This window comes from Trichocoleus sp. FACHB-262 (assembly GCF_014696035.1).
Classification (GTDB): Bacteria; Cyanobacteriota; Cyanobacteriia; order FACHB-46; family FACHB-46; genus Trichocoleus.
In genome coordinates this window covers 66,342-83,673 of the sequence record NZ_JACJPK010000090.1, presented here as the reverse complement: position 1 = coordinate 83,673, position 17,332 = coordinate 66,342, and the positions used below count along the sequence as shown (strand labels likewise).

Sequence of the window (17,332 nt, the reverse complement as noted above, 5' to 3'; positions counted from 1 at the left end):
AACCCCCGCTGAAGGACGGCTGCGTCCCCCAGACCCCGTCCAAACGAACGTCACTGTCAGTGTTTCGGCTCTTCTCTAGCCCCTACTCCTCACTCTTCTCCCCTGTCATCCTTCATCCCTCCTCCTTCATCTTTCCTAACTTATGAATCAACCTCTAGTTACGCTTTTGACTGATTTTGGTTTGAGTGATGTTTATGTGGGGGTGATGAAGGGGGCGATCGCTCAGGTTAATCCTGAGGTGCGGGTGATTGATTTGACGCATCAGGTTCCGCCTCAAGATGTAGTGGCCGCTCGGTTTTGTTTGATGAATGCTTATCCTTACTTTCCACCTGGGACGGTGCATGTGGCGGTGGTTGATCCGGGGGTGGGAAGTGCAAGGCGGGCGATCGCGATTGAACTGGAGGATGGGTTTTTGGTGGGGCCAGATAATGGGTTGTTTAGTGGGGTGTTGAGTCAGCAGCGGGCGATCGCGGCAGTGGAGTTAATAAATGCTCGATTCTGGCGATCGGGGCAACTGAGTACGACGTTTCATGGTCGCGATATTTTTGCGCCTGTGGCGGCTCATTTGGCCTCTGGGGTGGCGTTACGGGAGTTGGGACCAGTGATTGATCTGCAAAGTTTGGTGCAGTTGCCAATTCCTGGTTATCGGTCTGAGGGTGACAGGATGTGGGGTTGTGTACAGTATTGCGATCGCTTTGGGAATCTAATTACGAATATTCCTGAAAGTGCGGTGGTAGAAAAGGTTTGGGCGGTTGTGATTGGTGAGACGGAAATTATGGGGGTGTCTAGCTACAGCGATCGCGATTCTGGAGCGTTGTTAGCATTAGTAGGAAGTCATGGATGGGTTGAAGTTGCGGTGAATGGGGGAAGTGCTGAGGCTAGTTTGAAATTGCATGTCGGGGATGCAGTTGAGGTGCTGCTAAAACCAAATGCTTGGGGGTGCTTGCCCCCAAACCCCCGCTGAGGGACGGTTGCGTCCCCCAGACCCCCTCCAAAAGGGTGCTTTTGGCTATGTTGTTGGGTTTTTGTTAGAGGGAGGAGAGAGATGACGACTGCGAAGTTGGAACCGGAAGTGTATCAAGGGCAGTTTGGGGAGTTTACGATTACGGAGGGCGATCGCCAGGGTGTGATAATTTATCGCGCAGGGCTGGCGGTGGCGGCTGGTTGTTTTGCGCTTGGGGCTGGGTTAGTGTTGCGCTTTGGCGATGAGCCAGGTGTGATGTCGTGGGTGACTGTGCTGTATGCTGGCTTTTCGCTAGCCTTGGGCGTTAGTTTACTCACGATTCATATCTATCTAGCGCCGCTGCATCGAGCTTTGCAAGCGTTCTGGGCGATCGGGGGTCTCAGTGCGATCGCGTTTGCTCTACAAGCAGATGAACCGCTAGCGAGTTTCGTTTACAATCATCCCTTAAGTTTGTTGGGTGTTGGCTTCACTTTTGCAGCTTTGACCGGGATCTTTTTCAAGGAAGCTTTTTGCTTTAATCGAGCTGAAACAAAGATCTTGACTCCGCTACTTCCTATTCTGCTGCTAGGGCATATGGTAGGCATTCTGCCGCCTCAGGGAGAACAGGTACTACTAGCTCTGTGGGCAGCACTGTTTCTCGTGTTTGCTTGCCGCAAAGCGATCCAGGCGATTCCACCTGACATCGGAGATAAGTCTGTGTTTGACTATCTTCATCAGGAGCGGTTGGCGAAAGCTGGAAATTAGGATCACTGGTTAAACTTGTTCTTTGCTCTCTGCATCTGCGTCTCTTCGCTGCCCTGGCATCTCTGGCATGACGGCTGGGCTGTTGAGGAGACGTTCGTTATAAACCACGTTGTCATCAGTGATCTGCAAATCATCTAGATCAGCGTCACTACCATCGTCCATCTGCTTGGTGTTGAGGTTGACCGCTTGATCAGGTGTATCACTGGAATTTTGGTGATTGTCTGCGGAGTTCATCGGGGTGGCCTCTCAAGCAACAACTGATGTGCTCAGCATAATCAGTAGATGGTAATCTACCCCCTATCTGAAGACTTATTCGATTATTGAGTGACACCGTGACGGATGTAGTGGATGTAGTTGTAATTGGGAGTGGCATTGGAGGGCTGAGCTGTGCGGCGCTCCTAGCTCGCTATGGCTTTGAGGTGGCGGTTTGTGAAAGCCATGCGATTCCGGGTGGTGCGGCTCATGGGTTTGAGTATCAAGGGTTCAAGTTTGACTCTGGCCCCTCGCTCTACTCTGGTTTGTCCTACAGTCCTTCTGCTAACCCTCTCCGTCAAGTGTTGGATGCCATTGGTGAGGAGCTGCCCTGTGTTACCTACAATACGTGGGGTTGCTGTCTCCCTGAGGGCGATTTTGATACTACTGTTGGTGCGGATCAGTTCTGTGAGGTTTTAGCTAAACTTCGAGGGGAAACTGCGGTATCCGAATGGCGAGAATTACAGCGAGTCATGGCTCCTCTAGGGAGAGCGGCGATCGCAATTCCTCCAGCCGCCGTCCGCCTTGATTTTGGTGCTGCCTTGACTATGGGGCGTTTTGCTCCCTCCCTTTTGCAGCATATTGGTCATATCCCGAAGTTGACTGGCTCGTTTAGTCGAGTCATGGAGGGTGTGGTCACAGATCCGTTTATCCGCAATTGGCTCGATCTGTTATGTTTTCTCCTCTCTGGGTTACCTGCCAGTGGAACCAGTGCAGCGGAGATGGCGTTTATGTTTGCCGATTGGTATCGACCAGAAGTAACGCTCGACTATCCCATCGAAGGCAGCGGAGTCTTGGTGGATGCTTTGGTAAGAGGATTGCAGAAACAGAGAGGAAAGTTGCTGTTAAATGCTCATGTAGAGCAAGTTTTAGTAGCGGGCGATCGCGCCGTCGGAGTGCGTTTGCGAGGTGGTAAGGAGATCTGCGCTAAACGAGCGGTGATCTCGAATGCTTCTATTTGGGATACGCTCAAGTTACTACCCGCAGGAGCTTTGCCTCAGCGTTTTCAAGCTCAGCGGCAATCTACGCCAGCTTGCGATAGTTTTATGCATCTCCATCTCGGTATTGATGCTACTGAACTTCGCTCGGATTTGGCTTGTCACTACATTGTGGTGAATGATTGGGAGATGGAAGTCACCGCTCCTCAAAATGTAGTTCTTGTTTCCATTCCCTCTCTGCTTGATCCTTCCCTGGCTCCTGCTGGAAAACATACGATTCATGTCTATACTCCTGGGAATGAACCTTATGATTTGTGGCAAGACTTGGATCGACGCAGTGAAGCCTATGCCCAACAAAAGGAGCAACGAGCAGAGGTGATGTGGCAAGCGTTGAAACGTATCATTCCTGATATCCGCTCCCGCTGCCAAGTCTCCTTGGTGGGCACCCCGCTCACTCACGAGCGCTATCTGCGGCGTTATCGAGGTTCCTATGGTCCCGCCATCTCCGCCGGGGACAGCTTATTTCCAGGACCGACTACACCTTTGCCAGGACTATTGTGCTGTGGAGATTCTACTTTTCCTGGCATTGGCTTACCCGCCGTTGCAGCCAGTGGCATGATCGCTGCTAATATGCTCGCTCCCGTCCAACAACAGTTAGCCATGCTGAAGGATATTGGTTGTCTAAAGTAGTGAGCGATCGCCCTAGCAAGAATTAGCGTCTAATGCAGCCAAAAAATAGATTGAAGTTCAAAATTCAGTTAATCCAGCGACGAGAAGTGTGGCTGCCAACTCTGCAAGGTTGGGCTGTTATCTTCTTGAGCTTGCTGATGATGCTTGGTTGGGCGATCGCTAATATCCATCCTTTTCTCGCTGTCACCGCCCCAATTCCCGCCAATATCCTAGTTGTAGAAGGTTGGTTGCCAGATTACGCTGTAGAAGAGGCGATCGCGGAATATCAGCGTGGTTCCTACGAAAAACTCATTACTACAGGCACTCCGTTATCCAGAGGTTACTACCTGGCTGAGTACAAAAACTTTGCAGAGCTGACAGCCGCCACATTTCTAGCTCTAGGGTTCGACCCTAAGCAATTGGTTGCTGTCCCAACTCCCAAAGCTGAGAAGGACCGCACCTACACCTCAGCCATTACCTTACGGAAGTGGTTGTCCGCATCGGGTTTACGGATTACAGGTGTGAATCTTTTCACTTTGGGCACTCATACTCGTCGTAGTTGGCTGGTTTTTCGGCAAGCACTGGCCCCAACGGTGCATGTGGGTGCGATCGCCGTTGAGCCACGAGCTTATGACGTAGAACATTGGTGGCGATCGAGCGAAGGAGTGCGGACGGTGATCTCTGAGGTCATCGCCTATTTGTATGCTCGGTTTGTGAGCTGGAAAACTTAGAACGTAGACCCAGCTTGAAATTGAGGGGATTGGCGCTAGGCAGAGTCAGCATTAAGCCAAAATTGGGGCATACTGAGATCCGCCGACTTGAGGGTGAATGATTGTTTTCAGAACGCGCACTGTGGTTAGCTTGGTCCCGCATTCCAGGTATTGGCCCTATTTTGCTTAAACGGCTCCAACAGCACTTCCAAACTTTAGAAGCTGCTTGGGAAGCAAGCCCAAAAGAGCTGGGGGCTGTGGACGGCATTGGACCCCAAACCCTCGAAGTGATGGTGGCAGCGCGAGCCAAAATTCATCCAGAGCAGTTGCTAGAAACTCATGAGCGGGAAAACCCCTGTTTCTGGACCCCAGCCGATCCGGGCTATCCTCAGTTGCTGCTAGAAATCCCAGATCCTCCGCCTGCTCTGTATTACAAAGGTCAAGTCCAGCCTCAGGAGCAACAAGCAACCACCCCTGCGATCGCGATCGTGGGTACCCGTGACCCTTCGGACTATGGGCGGCGTTGGGCCCGCAAACTCAGTTCCTCTTTAGCTCACCAAAACTTTACAGTGGTTTCGGGCTTGGCTTACGGCATCGACACCGAAGCCCATCAAAGTTGTCTGGATGTGAGCGGCTACACGATCGCAGTCCTAGGGACTGGGGTAGATATGGTCTATCCCTGGAAGAACCAGAAGCTTTACGACCAAATTGTCGAGCAGGGTTTGCTAGTGAGCGAATATCCCGCTGGGACGCAACCCGATCGCAGCCATTTTCCCCGACGCAATCGCATCATTGCAGGGTTGAGTCGCGCAGTTTTGGTAATGGAAGCACCCGGCAAATCTGGCGCTTTAATTACGGCTCATCTGGCGAATGATTATGGTCGCGATGTCTATGTTCTGCCTGGTTCGCTAGACAATCCCCGCTCGATGGGTTGCTTGAAACTGCTAAGCGTGGGAGCCCAAGCAATTTTAAGCGAAATCCATCTGCTAGAGATGCTCGGTACAATGCCACGTCTACAGGTGGTAGCGTCAGCAGCCCCAAGCGCCAAGGCTGCTCCTAGCCATTCGAGCCATGCCTTAATTCCAAATTTAGCGCCAGAGTTGCAAACCGTTTTGCAGGCGTTAACGGCTGAGCCTACAGCTTTTGATCTGATTGTCCAGCAGGTAGGGCTAGCAGCGGCAGCAGTTTCCAGCGCACTACTTCAGTTGGAATTACTGGGTTTGGTGTCGCAAGCACCTGGGATGCGTTACCAGCTTTCCTAGAGTGAACCCAAGCTCAACTTGCTAGGAATTGCTCTAAATCGGGCACTTCTACCCAAGTTCCTATGGTGTGGGATTGATGGGTTAAGTCCATCAGCAATTGTGAGTAAACACCTTCGCGCAAGGAAGGGGCGATCGCGGCTCGTTGATCAATCCCTTGCACCCAGCGATCGACCACCCCCATAAACGGCGCAATCCGACCATCCAGGTAAGTTTTGGGAAACTCTAGGCGCTTGGGAATTTCTACCAAGCTCAGGGGTTGTCCACCTTGGCTGGCCCAGAGTTGGAATCCATGCACGTAATCTTTTTGGTTGCTGCTGCCTAAAACCAAAGTGCCGCGATCGCCATACACTTCTATCCAGTGACCACGACCTTGATAGGTGACGGAGCTGAGGCATACCTGGCAAGGGGTACCGTTGCCTAGCTCTAGCATCAGCATGCAGGTGTCGTCGGCATCGACCGTTTTCTGCTCTCCGGTACTGGGGTCAAGACGTGCCGGGATAGAAGTACTCAGCCGAGCCGATAAGCGTTGGATGGGGCCGAATAGCCAAGCAATGTAGTCAAAGGCATGGGAACCGATCGCGCCTAAAGCACCGCCTCCTTTTTCTCGCTGAGCATACCAATTCCAGGGACGGGTGGCATCGGCTCGACTGGAAACCAGCCAGTCAATTTTGATCAAGCGAGGTTCACCGACATAACCTTCGGCTAGCAGCTCAGCCAAGCGTTGCCAAGCGGGGACACAGCGAAATTCAAAATCGAGGGCTGCGATCGCTTGCTTGCTGGCTGCTAGATGATATAGGTCTTTGGCTTCTGTGGCGGAGAGGGTTGTCGGCTTTTCTAGCAAGATGTGTTTGCCTGCTTGCAATACGGTTTGGGCCATGTCGTAGTGCAGAAACGGGGGTGTAGAAATACTGACGGCCTGCACTTCTGGCAAAGCGGCAATTTCTTCGACGCTGCTGCAAGCATGGGGGATTTGGTGGGCTTCGGCGATCGCTCTGGCTTGGGCTAGATCTCGGTGATACACGGCCAAGACTTGGGTGCGATCGTGGGCTTGAAACCCTGGAATGTGAACTTTCTGCCCAAAACCTGTGCCAATAATTGCAACACTAATTTGCGATCGCGAGCGGGGTTTTGCGGAGGTGGGGTTCACGTTGGTGGAAACCATAGACAAGTAGGTGCTGAAGGTAGTGGCTAAAGGCGGAGGTGTTTTTTGTAGGAATGTAGGGTGTGTTCGGCGCGCACTAACAGCTAATACTCATGATTCAATGTGCGTTTAGTGCCGCACGCACCGATTACCAACCGACCATCTTATCAGAACCAAACCCTTGGGGCGCTTGCCCCCAAACCCCCGCTGAAGGACGGCTGCGTCCTCCAGACCTCCTCCAGACGAGTTTAATTGTATGAGGCTCGAAGTGATTGCTGGAAGTTGGGGCTGGAAGTGAATTGATTTTTGATTCAATCGACTTGCATGACAAATATTTCTGTGCCTGCGGCGATCGCGGTTTGGCCAACAGGTAGCATCGCTAAGGCATTAGTTTGGACCAGGTTGATCAGATTGCCAGAGCTATGGCTGCCTCCTGCCAGACGAAATTCGTAGTCACCATCTAGCAGTTGCAGATGTCCCCAGAGATAGCTCTCTCGCTTGCCATCGGAGCGCAAATCTTGCTGGGTGCGGGCTTTAATAAACGTCGGTTCCCAGCCTTGAGCTAATCCTGATAGTTTGCGGAGCGCGGGTTGGACGAAGCGCCAGAAAGTGACCAAAGCCGAAACGGGATTCCCAGGTAGCCCAAAGTACAAAACCGAACGCGCTTGGGGTGCAGCAAAAGTTGCCACTGTCAAAGGTTTGCCTGGTTTGATGGCTACGGCTCGAATGTGGATTTCGGCTCCCAGTGTTGCCAAGATCTCATCCACGTAGTCATAGTCACCGACAGAAACACCGCCGGAGGAAAGCACGACATCGGCAGTAGTAATTGCTTGGGCGATCGCTGACTTTAAGGCTTCCGGTTCATCTGGAATTACTCCCAGCAGCAACGGTTCTGCTCCTAGCTGCTGCACCAACGCGGCTAAAGCGTACTGGTTCGAGTCCACAATTTGCCCAGGTTGCAAAGGTTGGTCTGGGGCAACCAATTCGCTACCAGTCGAGAGGATGGCAACCCGGGGACGGCGGTAAACGCTGACTTGAGCACACTGGGCTGCTGCTAACACCGCAATTTCGGGCGCATTCAGCTGAATACCTGGATGCAGGAGGGTGGTGCCCGCTTGGTAAAAGGCTGCTCGCTGCCGCACAAAAGCTTGAAATTCTGGAGCTTCCAAAATCGTGACGCGATCGCCTTGACGCTGGGTGCGCTCTTGCATCACAACGGTATCGGCTCCCGCTGGCATCATGGCTCCAGTCAGAATCCGGGCGGCTTGCCCAGACTGAATCGTTTGCTGCGGTTGATACCCTGCGGGAATTTCCTCCACAATTTCTAGCGTTGCAAGTTGCTCAGCCTTGCAGGACTGCACATCGGCAAAGCGCACTGCATAGCCATCCATCGCTGAATTGTCCCAGTGAGGAAAATCAAGCGCACTCGTAACCGCTGCTGCCAAAATCCGCTGAGACGCAGACAGTAAGTCTAAAACTTCTGTATCTTGGGCGGGCGATAAGGGGTTAACTAAGCTGAGAATTAGCGCTTCTGCTTGCTTGACGGGCAGCATGGTCCGGATTTTCTCTTGGAACTTGTTTGTTAGTTTACCGCTCGTTAGCAATCAGCAGAATGATACGTTTTAAGTAGCTGCGCTCAGCTGAACATCACCCCTATAGGACGGTGAGGTTTCAGCAGTTCGTACTCATGATTTAGACAGAATCCGCCCAACTTCACGCTTTATCTCGGAACGCTCACAATATATGCGCAGTGACCTTGTAGCAGCTCGCCTTCCTAAAGCGCCAATTTGGCGACGTGCCGTGGCTTTCACGTTGGACTTTTTCTGTGCTTGGTTCGCTGGCTCTTTGGTGCTAGGCAGTGGTGGCATGGTGCAATTACTGCGATCGCTGCTTTTCTTAATCGCCTGGTTGGCTCTCCGGGTTTTCCTTCCCTATCGCAACCAGGGTCAAAGCCTGGGGCGATGGGTTTTCGATATTAAGGTGATTGATCCCAAAGCGCTGCGCTCGGCTGATTTATTAGCCTTGCTGAAACGAGAAGCTTATTTGGGGGCTAGTGCTCTGTTTGTCGCCCTGGGGTTGAGTAGCTGGCGCTTGATTCGAGAAGGGTGGATTGTGTTGCTAGTCCTGCCCTTGGCCTTGGACTTGGGGCTGGCGGTCGCCGACTCCCTCAACCAACAATCTCTGCACGATCGCTTGGCAAAGACTAGCGTGATCCAAACCAGCCGAGGCTACTCTTTAGACTTAAAGGTGAAGCGATTACTTGCCGAAGTGAGTCGTCGTGTGAAAAAATAAGAGATTGTGTCTAATTCGCATTTTTGAACGGCTGGAACTATGGCTAAGGGCGTCCGTATTATCATTACGCTGGAGTGCACTGAGTGCCGTACCAACGCTGCAAAGCGTTCGGCAGGAGTCTCTCGGTACACCACCACCAAGAACCGTCGCAACACCACTGCTCGGTTGGAACTCAACAAGTTCTGCACCCACTGCAACAAGCACACGTCTCATAAAGAAATTAAATAGCTTGCTGTCTGAAAATCCTCGAAAGGTTATTTTTCTGGATTCAAGGCTCTATTAGTTTCTGGTCCGCTGTTTTTCTGAAGATTTTTGACTCACAAACAATTGCTATGACTTACTTCCGCCGTCGCGTTTCCCCCATCAAGCCCGAAGAACCCATTGATTACAAAGATGTGGATTTGCTCCGTAAGTTCATCACTGAGCGTGGCAAGATTCTGCCTCGGCGGATCACGGGTTTGACTGCTAAGCAACAGCGCGATCTAACTGTGGCGATCAAACGCGCTCGCCTCATCGCTCTGTTGCCTTTCGTGAACCAAGAAGGTTAAATTTACCTCTCCCCTCGGAGGGGTTTTTCGACAAAATCGGGTCTAAAGTTTCTGCCAGGTGATGCCAACCCGCCTTACTATAGACGTGGCTGCAATTTCACATGGACAGGATAAAGACACTCCGACTCAATCGGCTAAGACTCGATAGTTAGCTGAATAGAGCGCGCTGATCAGTAAACCGCAAAAGCCATACTGGGGTTAGCAAAAGCTGGTGGAGAAGGGAACTCTCGTTGAATTTCGACTGCATAGCGATCGTCGGCTGGCAGTTCTAGAACGTCCAGAGGGTAAAAAGCACTGGATCGTGTTGGATGAACGTGGCCAGTCTTACACCCTTCATCCTCGGCAAGTCACCTACACCGTTACAGGCCAAAGTTACAAGCCGTCGGAAATCCCTCAATTTCTAAAGGAAGTAGAGGCATATCTCGACCCCTCTAGTCTAGAGGTGGCTTGGGAACTGTTGGTGGAAGACAGTGAGACGGTTGATCCCGCTGGCATGGCTTTGCTACTGTTCTCAGACCAGAGTCCGCCTCTGTGCTATACCGCTCATTATTTACTCTCAGAAGACAAGCTTTACTTTAAGCAGAAGGGAGACCACTACGAGCCTCGCTCAGCGACTCAGGTTGCGGAGTTGAAGCACCAGCTAACAGTGGCGGGTCAAAAGCAGCGGGAATGGCAAGAATTTTTGACTCGAATCCAGCAAGCCTTAACGGATCAAGCCGTAGAATGGCAGAACAGCGATCGCGGTCGCCTCGAAGCCTTAGAGCGGTTTGCTACCTTAGGAGAAGAAGCTTCTCACCGGATGCCAGCCTTAGAAACTTTGGCTGCTCTCGGAAGACCTGAAACTCCTCAAGCTGGTTTCCAACTCTTGGTGGATTTAGGGTTGTGGAGCGTCCACGAGAATCTGTTTGTACGCCGCAGTCAAATCCCCACTCAATTTTCTACCAAAGTGCTGGAAGTCGCAAAACGTTGCTTAGAGTCTCCACCCCCCGATCTCGATGTCGAGGGGCGGCTTGATCTGACGGGTCTAAAAGTCTACACCATTGACGATGAGAGTACGCGAGAGATTGACGATGGCGTCAGCTTGGAGTACCTAGAAGATGGCCGTCAAAAGCTCTGGATTCACATTGCTGATCCAACACGCTGGATTGTGCCTGGAGACGATCTAGATCTAGAAGCACGCCGACGTAGCACCACCATTTATCTGCCAACTGGCATCATCCCGATGTTTCCGCCCGAACTGGCGACAGGCCCCATGAGCTTGATTCAGGGGAAAATCTGTTACGCCCTGAGTTTTGGAGTGATTCTGGATGAATCCGGGGCGATCGCAGACTACCAAATTCAAACTAGCCTGATTAAGCCCACTTATCGCCTCACCTACGAAGATGTCGACGAGATGTTGGAGTTGGGAGTTCTAGGTGAATCTGAACTCCAGGCGATCGCAAGCTGGGCCAAGCGGCGACAGACCTGGCGGCACTCTCAAGGTGCCATCAGCATCAACATGCCAGAATCTTCCATCAAGGTCCACGATGACGAGATTACGATTGAAGTCTTAGAAGTTTCTCAGTCGCGGCAACTCGTGGCTGAAATGATGATTTTGGCTGGAGAAGTGGCGGCCCGCTACGGTCAAGCGCATAACTTAGCAATTCCCTTCCGCAACCAAACTCAGCCAGAGCTACCGCCCGAAGAAGAGTTATTGCAACTGCCTGCTGGCCCTGTACGCTCCTGCGCGATTCGTCGCTGTATGCCTCGCAGTGAAATGAGCATTACCCCAGCGCGACATGCCAGCCTCGGCCTAGACACTTATACTCAAGTCACTTCACCCATTCGGCGCTACACAGATTTGCTGGCGCATTTTCAGATTAAGGCTCATCTACGAGGCACCCCGCTACCATTCTCGGCAGAAGAGATGAAAGAGCTATTGATGAGCGTGGGTGCTGTAGCTCAAGAAGCAACTTCGGTAGAGCGCCAAACCAACCGCTATTGGGGCTTGGAATACCTGCGGCGTCATACTCATGAGGTTTGGCAAGCGTTGGTGTTGCGCTGGCTGCGGGAGCACGAAAACTTAGCGCTGATTTTGCTAGAAGACTTAGGGCTGGAATTGGCGATTCGGCTGACCAAAGCAGCATCTCCAGGCGATCGCATGGAAGTTAAGGTCACTTACGCTGATCCGCGCCAAGACACAATCCAGTTTCAACAACTGCTCGATCGCGAAGCACAGCCTGCTGCTTCTTAGCCTTTCCTGAGCTGAGCACTTGCTAGGTTGACCAAAGCCCAATGAAAAACCCTCCTTTCAATTTAGAAGAGGAGGGCGTGATGGAGTTGGAAACGTATCTCAAGAAAAACAGAAGACTCGGTTGGCTAAACAAAGCTTAATCCGAATCTTTAATGATGGGTAGCTGTGGCTTCATTGCCTTCAGGTGCTAAGCGATCGCCCGTAGCTACAAAAAACTCTACACAAAGAGAGCCTAGCTGAATCAAGTCGCCATCTTGCAACAGGTGGCGCTCTAGGTGGGCTAAGCGACGACGATTTACCCAAGTGCCGTTACTACTGCCGACATCCGCAATATAAAAATCGCGGCTGGGATAGTAGCCAATCACGGCATGACAACGGGAGACTGAGCGATGAGCAACTGTAATGGCACAGGTAGCATTGCGCCCAATCAACCAATTAGCAGCCTTTTCAGTCACCTGAAGTTCTTGGGGGGAACCAAGATTTGTCGCCAAAATGGTGGTTTCCGCAGTCGCGATCGCCTGAATGTATAGCGGAGTAATACTACAACGTTGGGGAGCTTGCAGAATAGGTTCAATAATCGTTGCCATCTGCTCCGCACTCGTGGGTTGAGTCGTAAACATCAAACGAGAGAGAGCAGGGTTTTGTTTCAAAGCATTCAGGGTCACATAACCAGAACTGCTATTTGGCTTCAGGTTCGACATGATACCTATTAGAAAAACGACTGTTGGTTTGCGCTAGACACAATCAGCTGAATCGCTAGATCTCCGAGCCACAGTCACTCAACTGTCAGCGTCCTACCGTTATCTGTTTAGAGGCGCTGCATTCAGAAAGAATCAACGGCTATATTCTAAACACCAACTTCTCAACTATTTCTAGATCACCCTATTCTGAGTAGCTGGACCGCTACCCAACCATTGCTTTCTGTAGCTTATTTAAGTATTTGTACGGGAATAAAGCTTTAGCAAAGTCTCGATTTAGTAAATCCTACAGATGGAATGATTGACAATCGTACAAGTGAGAAAGTTTGCTTGAACTTTACGAAGCTGTGGCTATTCATCCCTTTTATAAATTTTCGCTAAAGCTTTGTCTGATTTCACTCCTTTACGCTTACGCACCTACACAGGCAGAATCGCTATAAGCTGTGAAGAAACCTGTAGAACCTTTAGAGAGAGCCGTATGACTCGTAAGCGCCTAGTGATTGAGATGGGAATGGGAGTAGACCAGCACGGACAAGAACCAACTGTGGCAGCCGCTAGAGCTGTACGCAATGCGATCGCTCACAATGCCTTACCTGGAGTGTGGGAAGTGGCAGGACTGAGCGACCCAAACGAGATGATTGTTGAGGTACAAGTGGCGGTTCCCTATCCAGAGCAAGTGCGGGAAGCGGAAGTGCTGGCAATGCTACCCTTTGGCCGCAAAAGCCTAAAAGTTGAGTCCGGCGGTATGGTGGTGCAAGGTCGCGCCATTCCTCAATTCAATGACAAAAATGACGATATGTTTGTCGCGATCGCTGCCGTGACTGTTTTGATTGAAACCCAGTAAAAGCAGGTCTAAATAGATACATCACTATATAACTATCATTTCTCACTCCGTCTACTGAAGTTTGCTCAACGGCTGCTAGCAAGTTCAGCAGAATGACAAAGAACGATCGCTAGGCTCCAACTCTAGGCGATCGCTCTCTTCACTAATATTCCACAGTTGAATTGATGCTCTGTGATAGAATCCGCCCATACCTAAAGCAGATGCTATTTCAAGAGATAAATGATGGGTGAACATGAGCCGCTTGCAGACCGAAGTTTTTTAAGCTGGGCCAGTCACCGCAGCATCTTAAGCATTGCCAGTAGCGGTAGCATTCTCAGCATTGGCAGTGCAGGCAGCATTTTAAGTATTGGCAGCACTGGCAGTATTTTGAGTGTCGGGAGTGCGGGCAGTATTCTGAGCTGTTTCAGCGCCGGAAGCATTCTCTCGGTTCTCAGCGTCACCAGCATTTTGGGTGTATTGCAATTTAACTTTGGTGCTTTCTGGAAGTAGTTTGAAGGGCCCTATATAGAGGCGATCGCTCGATTCTGGTCTTTCTACCCAATCAACAACCAGAACTCCGCTACGGCCATGATGCTTTAACTGTTTTGGATAGCATCGATTTGCCATTAACCGCTGAGGAAATATTTAGCTTGTTAAAGATGTCATTTACTAGCCGATACTGAAAATGAAGTCGCGGAGCGATCTTTAAAGTACGTCCTTGAACAGAGTTGGTACCCACAGACCATCACGGGAACGACCATACGATGAGATCCATGAAGAGAGATCGTCATAGGTTTTAATGGTGAGATCCTCAACCTTCTCAGAGTACTCGCACGCAACGGCACCTAGCCTTCGAGCAGTAGTGGCCAACATAGCACAGCTAACACGGGATCCATATGTCTGCTCGAACATAAACTGACCAAGAAGTGCTCGTACGTTAATAGCATCAAGTGCTGAATTCGGTTGCAGCCGCTTGCACTCAATCATCATGAGAATTGTCCCATCTGGCGTTGGCCAAGCAGCATATATATCCTTCCCCTTATCCCGAGTCCGCGACGTGAGAAAAACGTCGAACCCCTTTGATGCAAGTAGTTCCGCAACGACCTCCTCGAAAAGGATAGGATCAAGCTGCGTCAGAAGTTTTTCTCGAACAACTGGATCATCCGATACTTCGCGAATGAAACGCTCCGCACGTTCTTGAACTTTAATTGTGTACTTTCTTGTCGAATTGCGAACCTCGTCAAGCAACGGTTTTGCAAAGTTTCCCTCAAGAATTTTTCTTGTTTCTTGTGGATTGTTGACACCAACACCAAAACCTAGTGGACTGTTGCCAATAAAGAACAACGGTTCGCCATTAATAAATTCCTGATTGACCCAAAAGGGGGTTTTATGGACACGTGATGATCGGAACCTGTCTGGTAACTTTGCCCAGTATTTGAGTGGAACGTGTAGACCAACTTCTCCACTGACGATGTTCTCGTAGACCCCAAACATTTTTTCAGGTGGAGGCGCAATCGGTATCGCGTTTCGTACGGCATTCTCTACATAGATTTCACGTGATAATTTCGTCGCCTTAAAGGTGTCTTCACACAGCAGTACGTATCCGAACATGAGATTTCTCTGCCTGACTATATAGGACTTGCAATTCAGACGTATTTTTTCCGCTCAATACAACTTTATTAGGCATTTAGGTGACAAGTTTTTCTGCATAGTAACTCTGCGCGAATGTTTCAGCTTTTCAATCTTGAGTCAGCTTAAAATCCCGCAAGGGACAATTAGGCTACTTCAAGGGATATTTTTAAGGCAGCGATCGCAGAAATTACTAGACTAAGTACGAGACGCAGTTCGAGTTAAGCCTTATTCTTACCGAACCGAGCAATCATACTTACGGCAGATACAGATTGAAAAATTTTCTAATGTCCAAAAGCTAGACTTAACAGTAGTAGTGTACGCTTTCGGGATGGGGGTCGTGGCGTGGATAGAACCACGATGAACGGGCAGGATATGCAAGGACAACCGATTGAGACAAGCAATCCAAAAGACTGGACATGGCGGTTTTGGCCCGCCGTACCACTCTACCCATTTGGCAAACGGCGCACACTCCGCCAAGAAGTGGTAAAAGACACCATTTGGACCTTCGACCAAATTCAAGGCGTTTTTTACGTGATCGTGCCCATCCGCATGACTGTCGTAAGGCTAGAAGCCGGAGGACTGCTGGTTTATGCGCCAGTTGCCCCCACTCCAGAATGTATCCGCCTAGTTGAGGAACTGGTGGCAGCACATGGTGAGGTGAAATACATCATCCTGCCCACGAGTTCTGGTCTAGAGCACAAAGTTTTTGTCGGGCCTTTTGCCAGGCGCTTTCCCCATGCCCAAGTGTTCGTCGCGCCTCACCAGTGGAGCTTCCCGATCAATTTGCCGCTGAGCTGGCTGGGATTCCCGATGAAGCGTACCCACGTCATTCCAGAAGACAGTAGCCAAGCGCCTTTTGCCAAAGAGATAGATTATGCAGTCCTAGATATTGACCTGGGTGCTGGGTCGTTTGGCGAAATTGCCTGCTTCCACAAGCGATCGCGCACCCTGCTCGTGACCGATTCGGTGATGTCAGTGCCCGAAGAACCACCCGCGATCGTACAGCTAGACCCCTATGCCTTGCTCTTTCATGCTAAAGATAGCGGCTCCGAAGTAGTGGAGGACAATGCAGAGAATCGACGTAAAGGATGGAAGCGGATTGCCCTCTTCGCGTTCTATTTCCGTCCTAGCGCTTTAGAACCCGTGAAGCTAGGAGACGCATGGCGAGAAGCCCGCAACGCTCCCGATCGCTCAAAAAAGGCATATTTTGGGTTGTTTCCTTTTCAGTGGCAAGAAGATTGGCAGCGATCTTTTGAAGCATTGCGAGGAGGAGGCCGTCTGTTTGTGGCTCCGGTGCTACAAACTTTGATTCTCAACCGCGCCCCTGAGATTACTCTTAAGTGGGCCGACCAAGTTGCAAAATGGGACTTTCATCAGGTTATTCCCTGCCACCTAGATGCCCCAGTCGCAGCAGGGCCGCGTCAGTTCCGCCAAGCCTTCTCCTTTTTAGAGAAATATCCTGCTATCGGTGAAAACTTTTCGGAAGGGCGGCCTTTACCCAAAGAAGATTTTGGCCTTCTGCGAGAAATCGATGAGTTGCTGAATCGGGGGAGCATCACACCACCACCCAAGGAAAAAGTATAAGGTTTGGAGCGTACCGCTCAGTAGAAAGACTTCCATGAGACAGCCCCAGACAGTCAAAGCTTTAGAAGAGTTGGGTCGAGTTCGACTCTCTAAAAGTTTTTTTATGCGAGAGTTTCTTTACTCGGAAATTTCTCAAATTGAGGGCATTCCCAATATCCCTAATGACCCAGAACTGGCGATCGCCGCTGGCAAGAATCTGTGCGAGAAAGTGCTGGAGCCACTCCAGGAGCAGCTAGGCAGAATTGGTATCCGCTCTGCTTACCGTTCCGCTGATGTCAATGCTAAAGGAGCCGAGAACAAGAACCAATATAGCTGCGCGAGTAATGAAAAAAACTATGCAGGTCATATTTGGGATGTCAGAGACAGCAAGGGGTATATGGGTGCGACCACCTGTATTGTCGTGACTTCCTTTATCCCTTACTACGAACGCACAGGAGATTGGACTGCTTTAGCTTGGTGGATACATGACCACATCCCAGCTTATGCCTCCATGACTTTTTTCCCAAAATATGCAGCTTTCAACATTAGCTGGCATGAGAATCCTAACTATTCCAAATACATCTACAGTTATGTGAAAAATCCTCACACTGACAAAACAGGCTATTTGACCAATCAGGAGATGGATAATTTTTCAGGTTCTCATCTGCAAGCATATGAGGAGTTTATTCAAGATCTGCGGAGCTAGGGCAACTGAGGTTTCTGTCCTTTGGGTATCTCTAGAGCCACATTACTGCGTGAGTAAATTGTGATGCGCGAATTGTGTTGCATGAACTGCATCTAAGATTCGGTTGTGCAATTTTGAGAGGCCACAGACAATTGGCGTGAATGGTTTCTCAAAGGCA

19 protein-coding genes are annotated in these 17,332 nt (G+C 50.4%); 13 read left to right on the top strand and 6 right to left on the bottom strand.

The annotated features are described in order from the left end of the window. Positions 1-142: 142 nt before the first annotated feature. Positions 143-964 carry an S-adenosyl-l-methionine hydroxide adenosyltransferase family protein gene (locus H6F68_RS20870; protein ID WP_190561974.1) on the top strand — a complete coding sequence of 274 codons (822 nt, stop codon included), beginning with the start codon at positions 143-145 and terminating at the stop codon, positions 962-964. A gap of 81 nt (positions 965-1,045) precedes the next feature. Next, positions 1,046-1,708, top strand: coding sequence for a DUF2301 domain-containing membrane protein (locus H6F68_RS20865; protein WP_190561972.1), 663 nt, complete (start codon positions 1,046-1,048; stop codon positions 1,706-1,708). A gap of 9 nt (positions 1,709-1,717) precedes the next feature. Here H6F68_RS20865 and H6F68_RS20860 read toward each other — a convergent pair whose 3' ends face one another. Next, positions 1,718-1,942, bottom strand: coding sequence for a hypothetical protein (locus H6F68_RS20860; RefSeq protein ID WP_190554461.1), 225 nt, complete (start codon positions 1,940-1,942; stop codon positions 1,718-1,720). 98 nt (positions 1,943-2,040) lie between these two features. Between H6F68_RS20860 and H6F68_RS20855 the strand changes: the two genes are divergently transcribed. From H6F68_RS20855 to dprA, 3 genes are all read left to right on the top strand, one after another. Next, positions 2,041-3,588, top strand: coding sequence for an FAD-dependent oxidoreductase (locus H6F68_RS20855; RefSeq protein WP_190561970.1), 1,548 nt, complete (start codon positions 2,041-2,043; stop codon positions 3,586-3,588). Between the two features lie 32 nt (positions 3,589-3,620). Beyond that, positions 3,621-4,298, top strand: coding sequence for an ElyC/SanA/YdcF family protein (locus H6F68_RS20850; RefSeq protein ID WP_190561968.1), 678 nt, complete (start codon positions 3,621-3,623; stop codon positions 4,296-4,298). Positions 4,299-4,399: 101 nt separating this feature from the next. Beyond that, positions 4,400-5,539 (top strand): DNA-processing protein DprA, encoded by a 1,140-nt coding sequence (gene dprA / locus H6F68_RS20845; protein ID WP_190561966.1) that lies wholly within the window; start codon positions 4,400-4,402, stop codon positions 5,537-5,539. A gap of 13 nt (positions 5,540-5,552) precedes the next feature. Here the strand turns inward: dprA and H6F68_RS20840 are convergent, their stop codons facing one another. Then, positions 5,553-6,701: a Gfo/Idh/MocA family protein gene (locus H6F68_RS20840; protein WP_190561964.1), complete on the bottom strand. Its 1,149-nt coding sequence runs from the start codon at positions 6,699-6,701 to the stop codon at positions 5,553-5,555. Positions 6,702-6,793: 92 nt separating this feature from the next. Between H6F68_RS20840 and H6F68_RS20835 the strand changes: the two genes are divergently transcribed. Beyond that, a complete protein-coding gene (locus H6F68_RS20835) occupies positions 6,794-6,940 on the top strand; it encodes a hypothetical protein (protein WP_190561962.1) in 147 nt (48 codons plus the stop codon). Between the two features lie 51 nt (positions 6,941-6,991). On the opposite strand, the gene glp is transcribed toward H6F68_RS20835, so the two are convergent. Then, positions 6,992-8,233, bottom strand: coding sequence for a gephyrin-like molybdotransferase Glp (gene glp, locus H6F68_RS20830; protein ID WP_190561960.1), 1,242 nt, complete (start codon positions 8,231-8,233; stop codon positions 6,992-6,994). A gap of 190 nt (positions 8,234-8,423) precedes the next feature. Here glp and H6F68_RS20825 point away from each other — a divergent pair, with 190 nt between their 5' ends. The 4 genes from H6F68_RS20825 (at position 8,424) to H6F68_RS20810 (ending at position 11,753) form a co-directional block, all read left to right on the top strand. Further along, positions 8,424-8,972 (top strand): RDD family protein, encoded by a 549-nt coding sequence (locus H6F68_RS20825; RefSeq protein WP_190561957.1) that lies wholly within the window; start codon positions 8,424-8,426, stop codon positions 8,970-8,972. 39 nt (positions 8,973-9,011) lie between these two features. Continuing rightward, positions 9,012-9,200: a 50S ribosomal protein L33 gene (gene rpmG / locus H6F68_RS20820; protein WP_190441123.1), complete on the top strand. Its 189-nt coding sequence runs from the start codon at positions 9,012-9,014 to the stop codon at positions 9,198-9,200. 104 nt (positions 9,201-9,304) lie between these two features. Beyond that, on the top strand, positions 9,305-9,520 hold the full coding sequence (gene rpsR / locus H6F68_RS20815) for a 30S ribosomal protein S18 (RefSeq protein ID WP_190441120.1): 216 nt from the start codon (positions 9,305-9,307) through the stop codon (positions 9,518-9,520). Positions 9,521-9,731: 211 nt separating this feature from the next. Next, positions 9,732-11,753 (top strand): ribonuclease catalytic domain-containing protein, encoded by a 2,022-nt coding sequence (locus H6F68_RS20810; RefSeq protein ID WP_190561955.1) that lies wholly within the window; start codon positions 9,732-9,734, stop codon positions 11,751-11,753. Positions 11,754-11,902: 149 nt separating this feature from the next. On the opposite strand, the gene H6F68_RS20805 is transcribed toward H6F68_RS20810, so the two are convergent. Beyond that, a complete protein-coding gene (locus H6F68_RS20805; RefSeq protein WP_190441114.1) occupies positions 11,903-12,454 on the bottom strand; it encodes an FHA domain-containing protein in 552 nt (183 codons plus the stop codon). A 475-nt stretch (positions 12,455-12,929) separates the two neighbouring features. Between H6F68_RS20805 and H6F68_RS20800 the strand changes: the two genes are divergently transcribed. Next, positions 12,930-13,295 carry a Lin0512 family protein gene (locus H6F68_RS20800; protein ID WP_190561953.1) on the top strand — a complete coding sequence of 122 codons (366 nt, stop codon included), beginning with the start codon at positions 12,930-12,932 and terminating at the stop codon, positions 13,293-13,295. 339 nt (positions 13,296-13,634) lie between these two features. Here the strand turns inward: H6F68_RS20800 and H6F68_RS20795 are convergent, their stop codons facing one another. Continuing rightward, positions 13,635-13,901 (bottom strand): hypothetical protein, encoded by a 267-nt coding sequence (locus tag H6F68_RS20795; protein WP_190561951.1) that lies wholly within the window; start codon positions 13,899-13,901, stop codon positions 13,635-13,637. Between the two features lie 78 nt (positions 13,902-13,979). Then, positions 13,980-14,885 (bottom strand): restriction endonuclease, encoded by a 906-nt coding sequence (locus tag H6F68_RS20790; protein ID WP_190561949.1) that lies wholly within the window; start codon positions 14,883-14,885, stop codon positions 13,980-13,982. Between the two features lie 378 nt (positions 14,886-15,263). Between H6F68_RS20790 and H6F68_RS20785 the strand changes: the two genes are divergently transcribed. Together H6F68_RS20785 and H6F68_RS20780 are read left to right on the top strand one after the other, a co-directional pair. Next, positions 15,264-16,490, top strand: coding sequence for a DUF4336 domain-containing protein (locus H6F68_RS20785; RefSeq protein WP_199300215.1), 1,227 nt, complete (start codon positions 15,264-15,266; stop codon positions 16,488-16,490). A 34-nt stretch (positions 16,491-16,524) separates the two neighbouring features. After that, positions 16,525-17,175: a peptidase M15 gene (locus H6F68_RS20780; protein ID WP_190561947.1), complete on the top strand. Its 651-nt coding sequence runs from the start codon at positions 16,525-16,527 to the stop codon at positions 17,173-17,175. The last annotated feature ends 157 nt before the right edge of the window (positions 17,176-17,332 follow it).

Bases quoted from the DNA above. Each gene is read 5' to 3' on its own strand.
- H6F68_RS20785 (WP_199300215.1), top strand. From the start codon at position 15,264: ATGAACGGGCAGGATATGCAAGGACAACCGATTGAGACAAGCAATCCA.
- H6F68_RS20800 (WP_190561953.1), top strand. From the start codon at position 12,930: ATGACTCGTAAGCGCCTAGTGATTGAGATGGGAATGGGAGTAGACCAG.
- glp (WP_190561960.1), bottom strand. From the start codon at position 8,233: ATGCTGCCCGTCAAGCAAGCAGAAGCGCTAATTCTCAGCTTAGTTAAC.
- rpmG (WP_190441123.1), top strand. From the start codon at position 9,012: ATGGCTAAGGGCGTCCGTATTATCATTACGCTGGAGTGCACTGAGTGC.
- H6F68_RS20795 (WP_190561951.1), bottom strand. From the start codon at position 13,901: ATGGCAAATCGATGCTATCCAAAACAGTTAAAGCATCATGGCCGTAGC.
- H6F68_RS20860 (WP_190554461.1), bottom strand. From the start codon at position 1,942: ATGAACTCCGCAGACAATCACCAAAATTCCAGTGATACACCTGATCAA.
- H6F68_RS20840 (WP_190561964.1), bottom strand. From the start codon at position 6,701: ATGGTTTCCACCAACGTGAACCCCACCTCCGCAAAACCCCGCTCGCGA.
- H6F68_RS20790 (WP_190561949.1), bottom strand. From the start codon at position 14,885: ATGTTCGGATACGTACTGCTGTGTGAAGACACCTTTAAGGCGACGAAA.
- H6F68_RS20835 (WP_190561962.1), top strand. From the start codon at position 6,794: ATGATTCAATGTGCGTTTAGTGCCGCACGCACCGATTACCAACCGACC.
- H6F68_RS20805 (WP_190441114.1), bottom strand. From the start codon at position 12,454: ATGTCGAACCTGAAGCCAAATAGCAGTTCTGGTTATGTGACCCTGAAT.
- H6F68_RS20780 (WP_190561947.1), top strand. From the start codon at position 16,525: ATGAGACAGCCCCAGACAGTCAAAGCTTTAGAAGAGTTGGGTCGAGTT.
- H6F68_RS20825 (WP_190561957.1), top strand. From the start codon at position 8,424: ATGCGCAGTGACCTTGTAGCAGCTCGCCTTCCTAAAGCGCCAATTTGG.
- H6F68_RS20850 (WP_190561968.1), top strand. From the start codon at position 3,621: ATGCAGCCAAAAAATAGATTGAAGTTCAAAATTCAGTTAATCCAGCGA.
- H6F68_RS20870 (WP_190561974.1), top strand. From the start codon at position 143: ATGAATCAACCTCTAGTTACGCTTTTGACTGATTTTGGTTTGAGTGAT.
- H6F68_RS20865 (WP_190561972.1), top strand. From the start codon at position 1,046: ATGACGACTGCGAAGTTGGAACCGGAAGTGTATCAAGGGCAGTTTGGG.
- rpsR (WP_190441120.1), top strand. From the start codon at position 9,305: ATGACTTACTTCCGCCGTCGCGTTTCCCCCATCAAGCCCGAAGAACCC.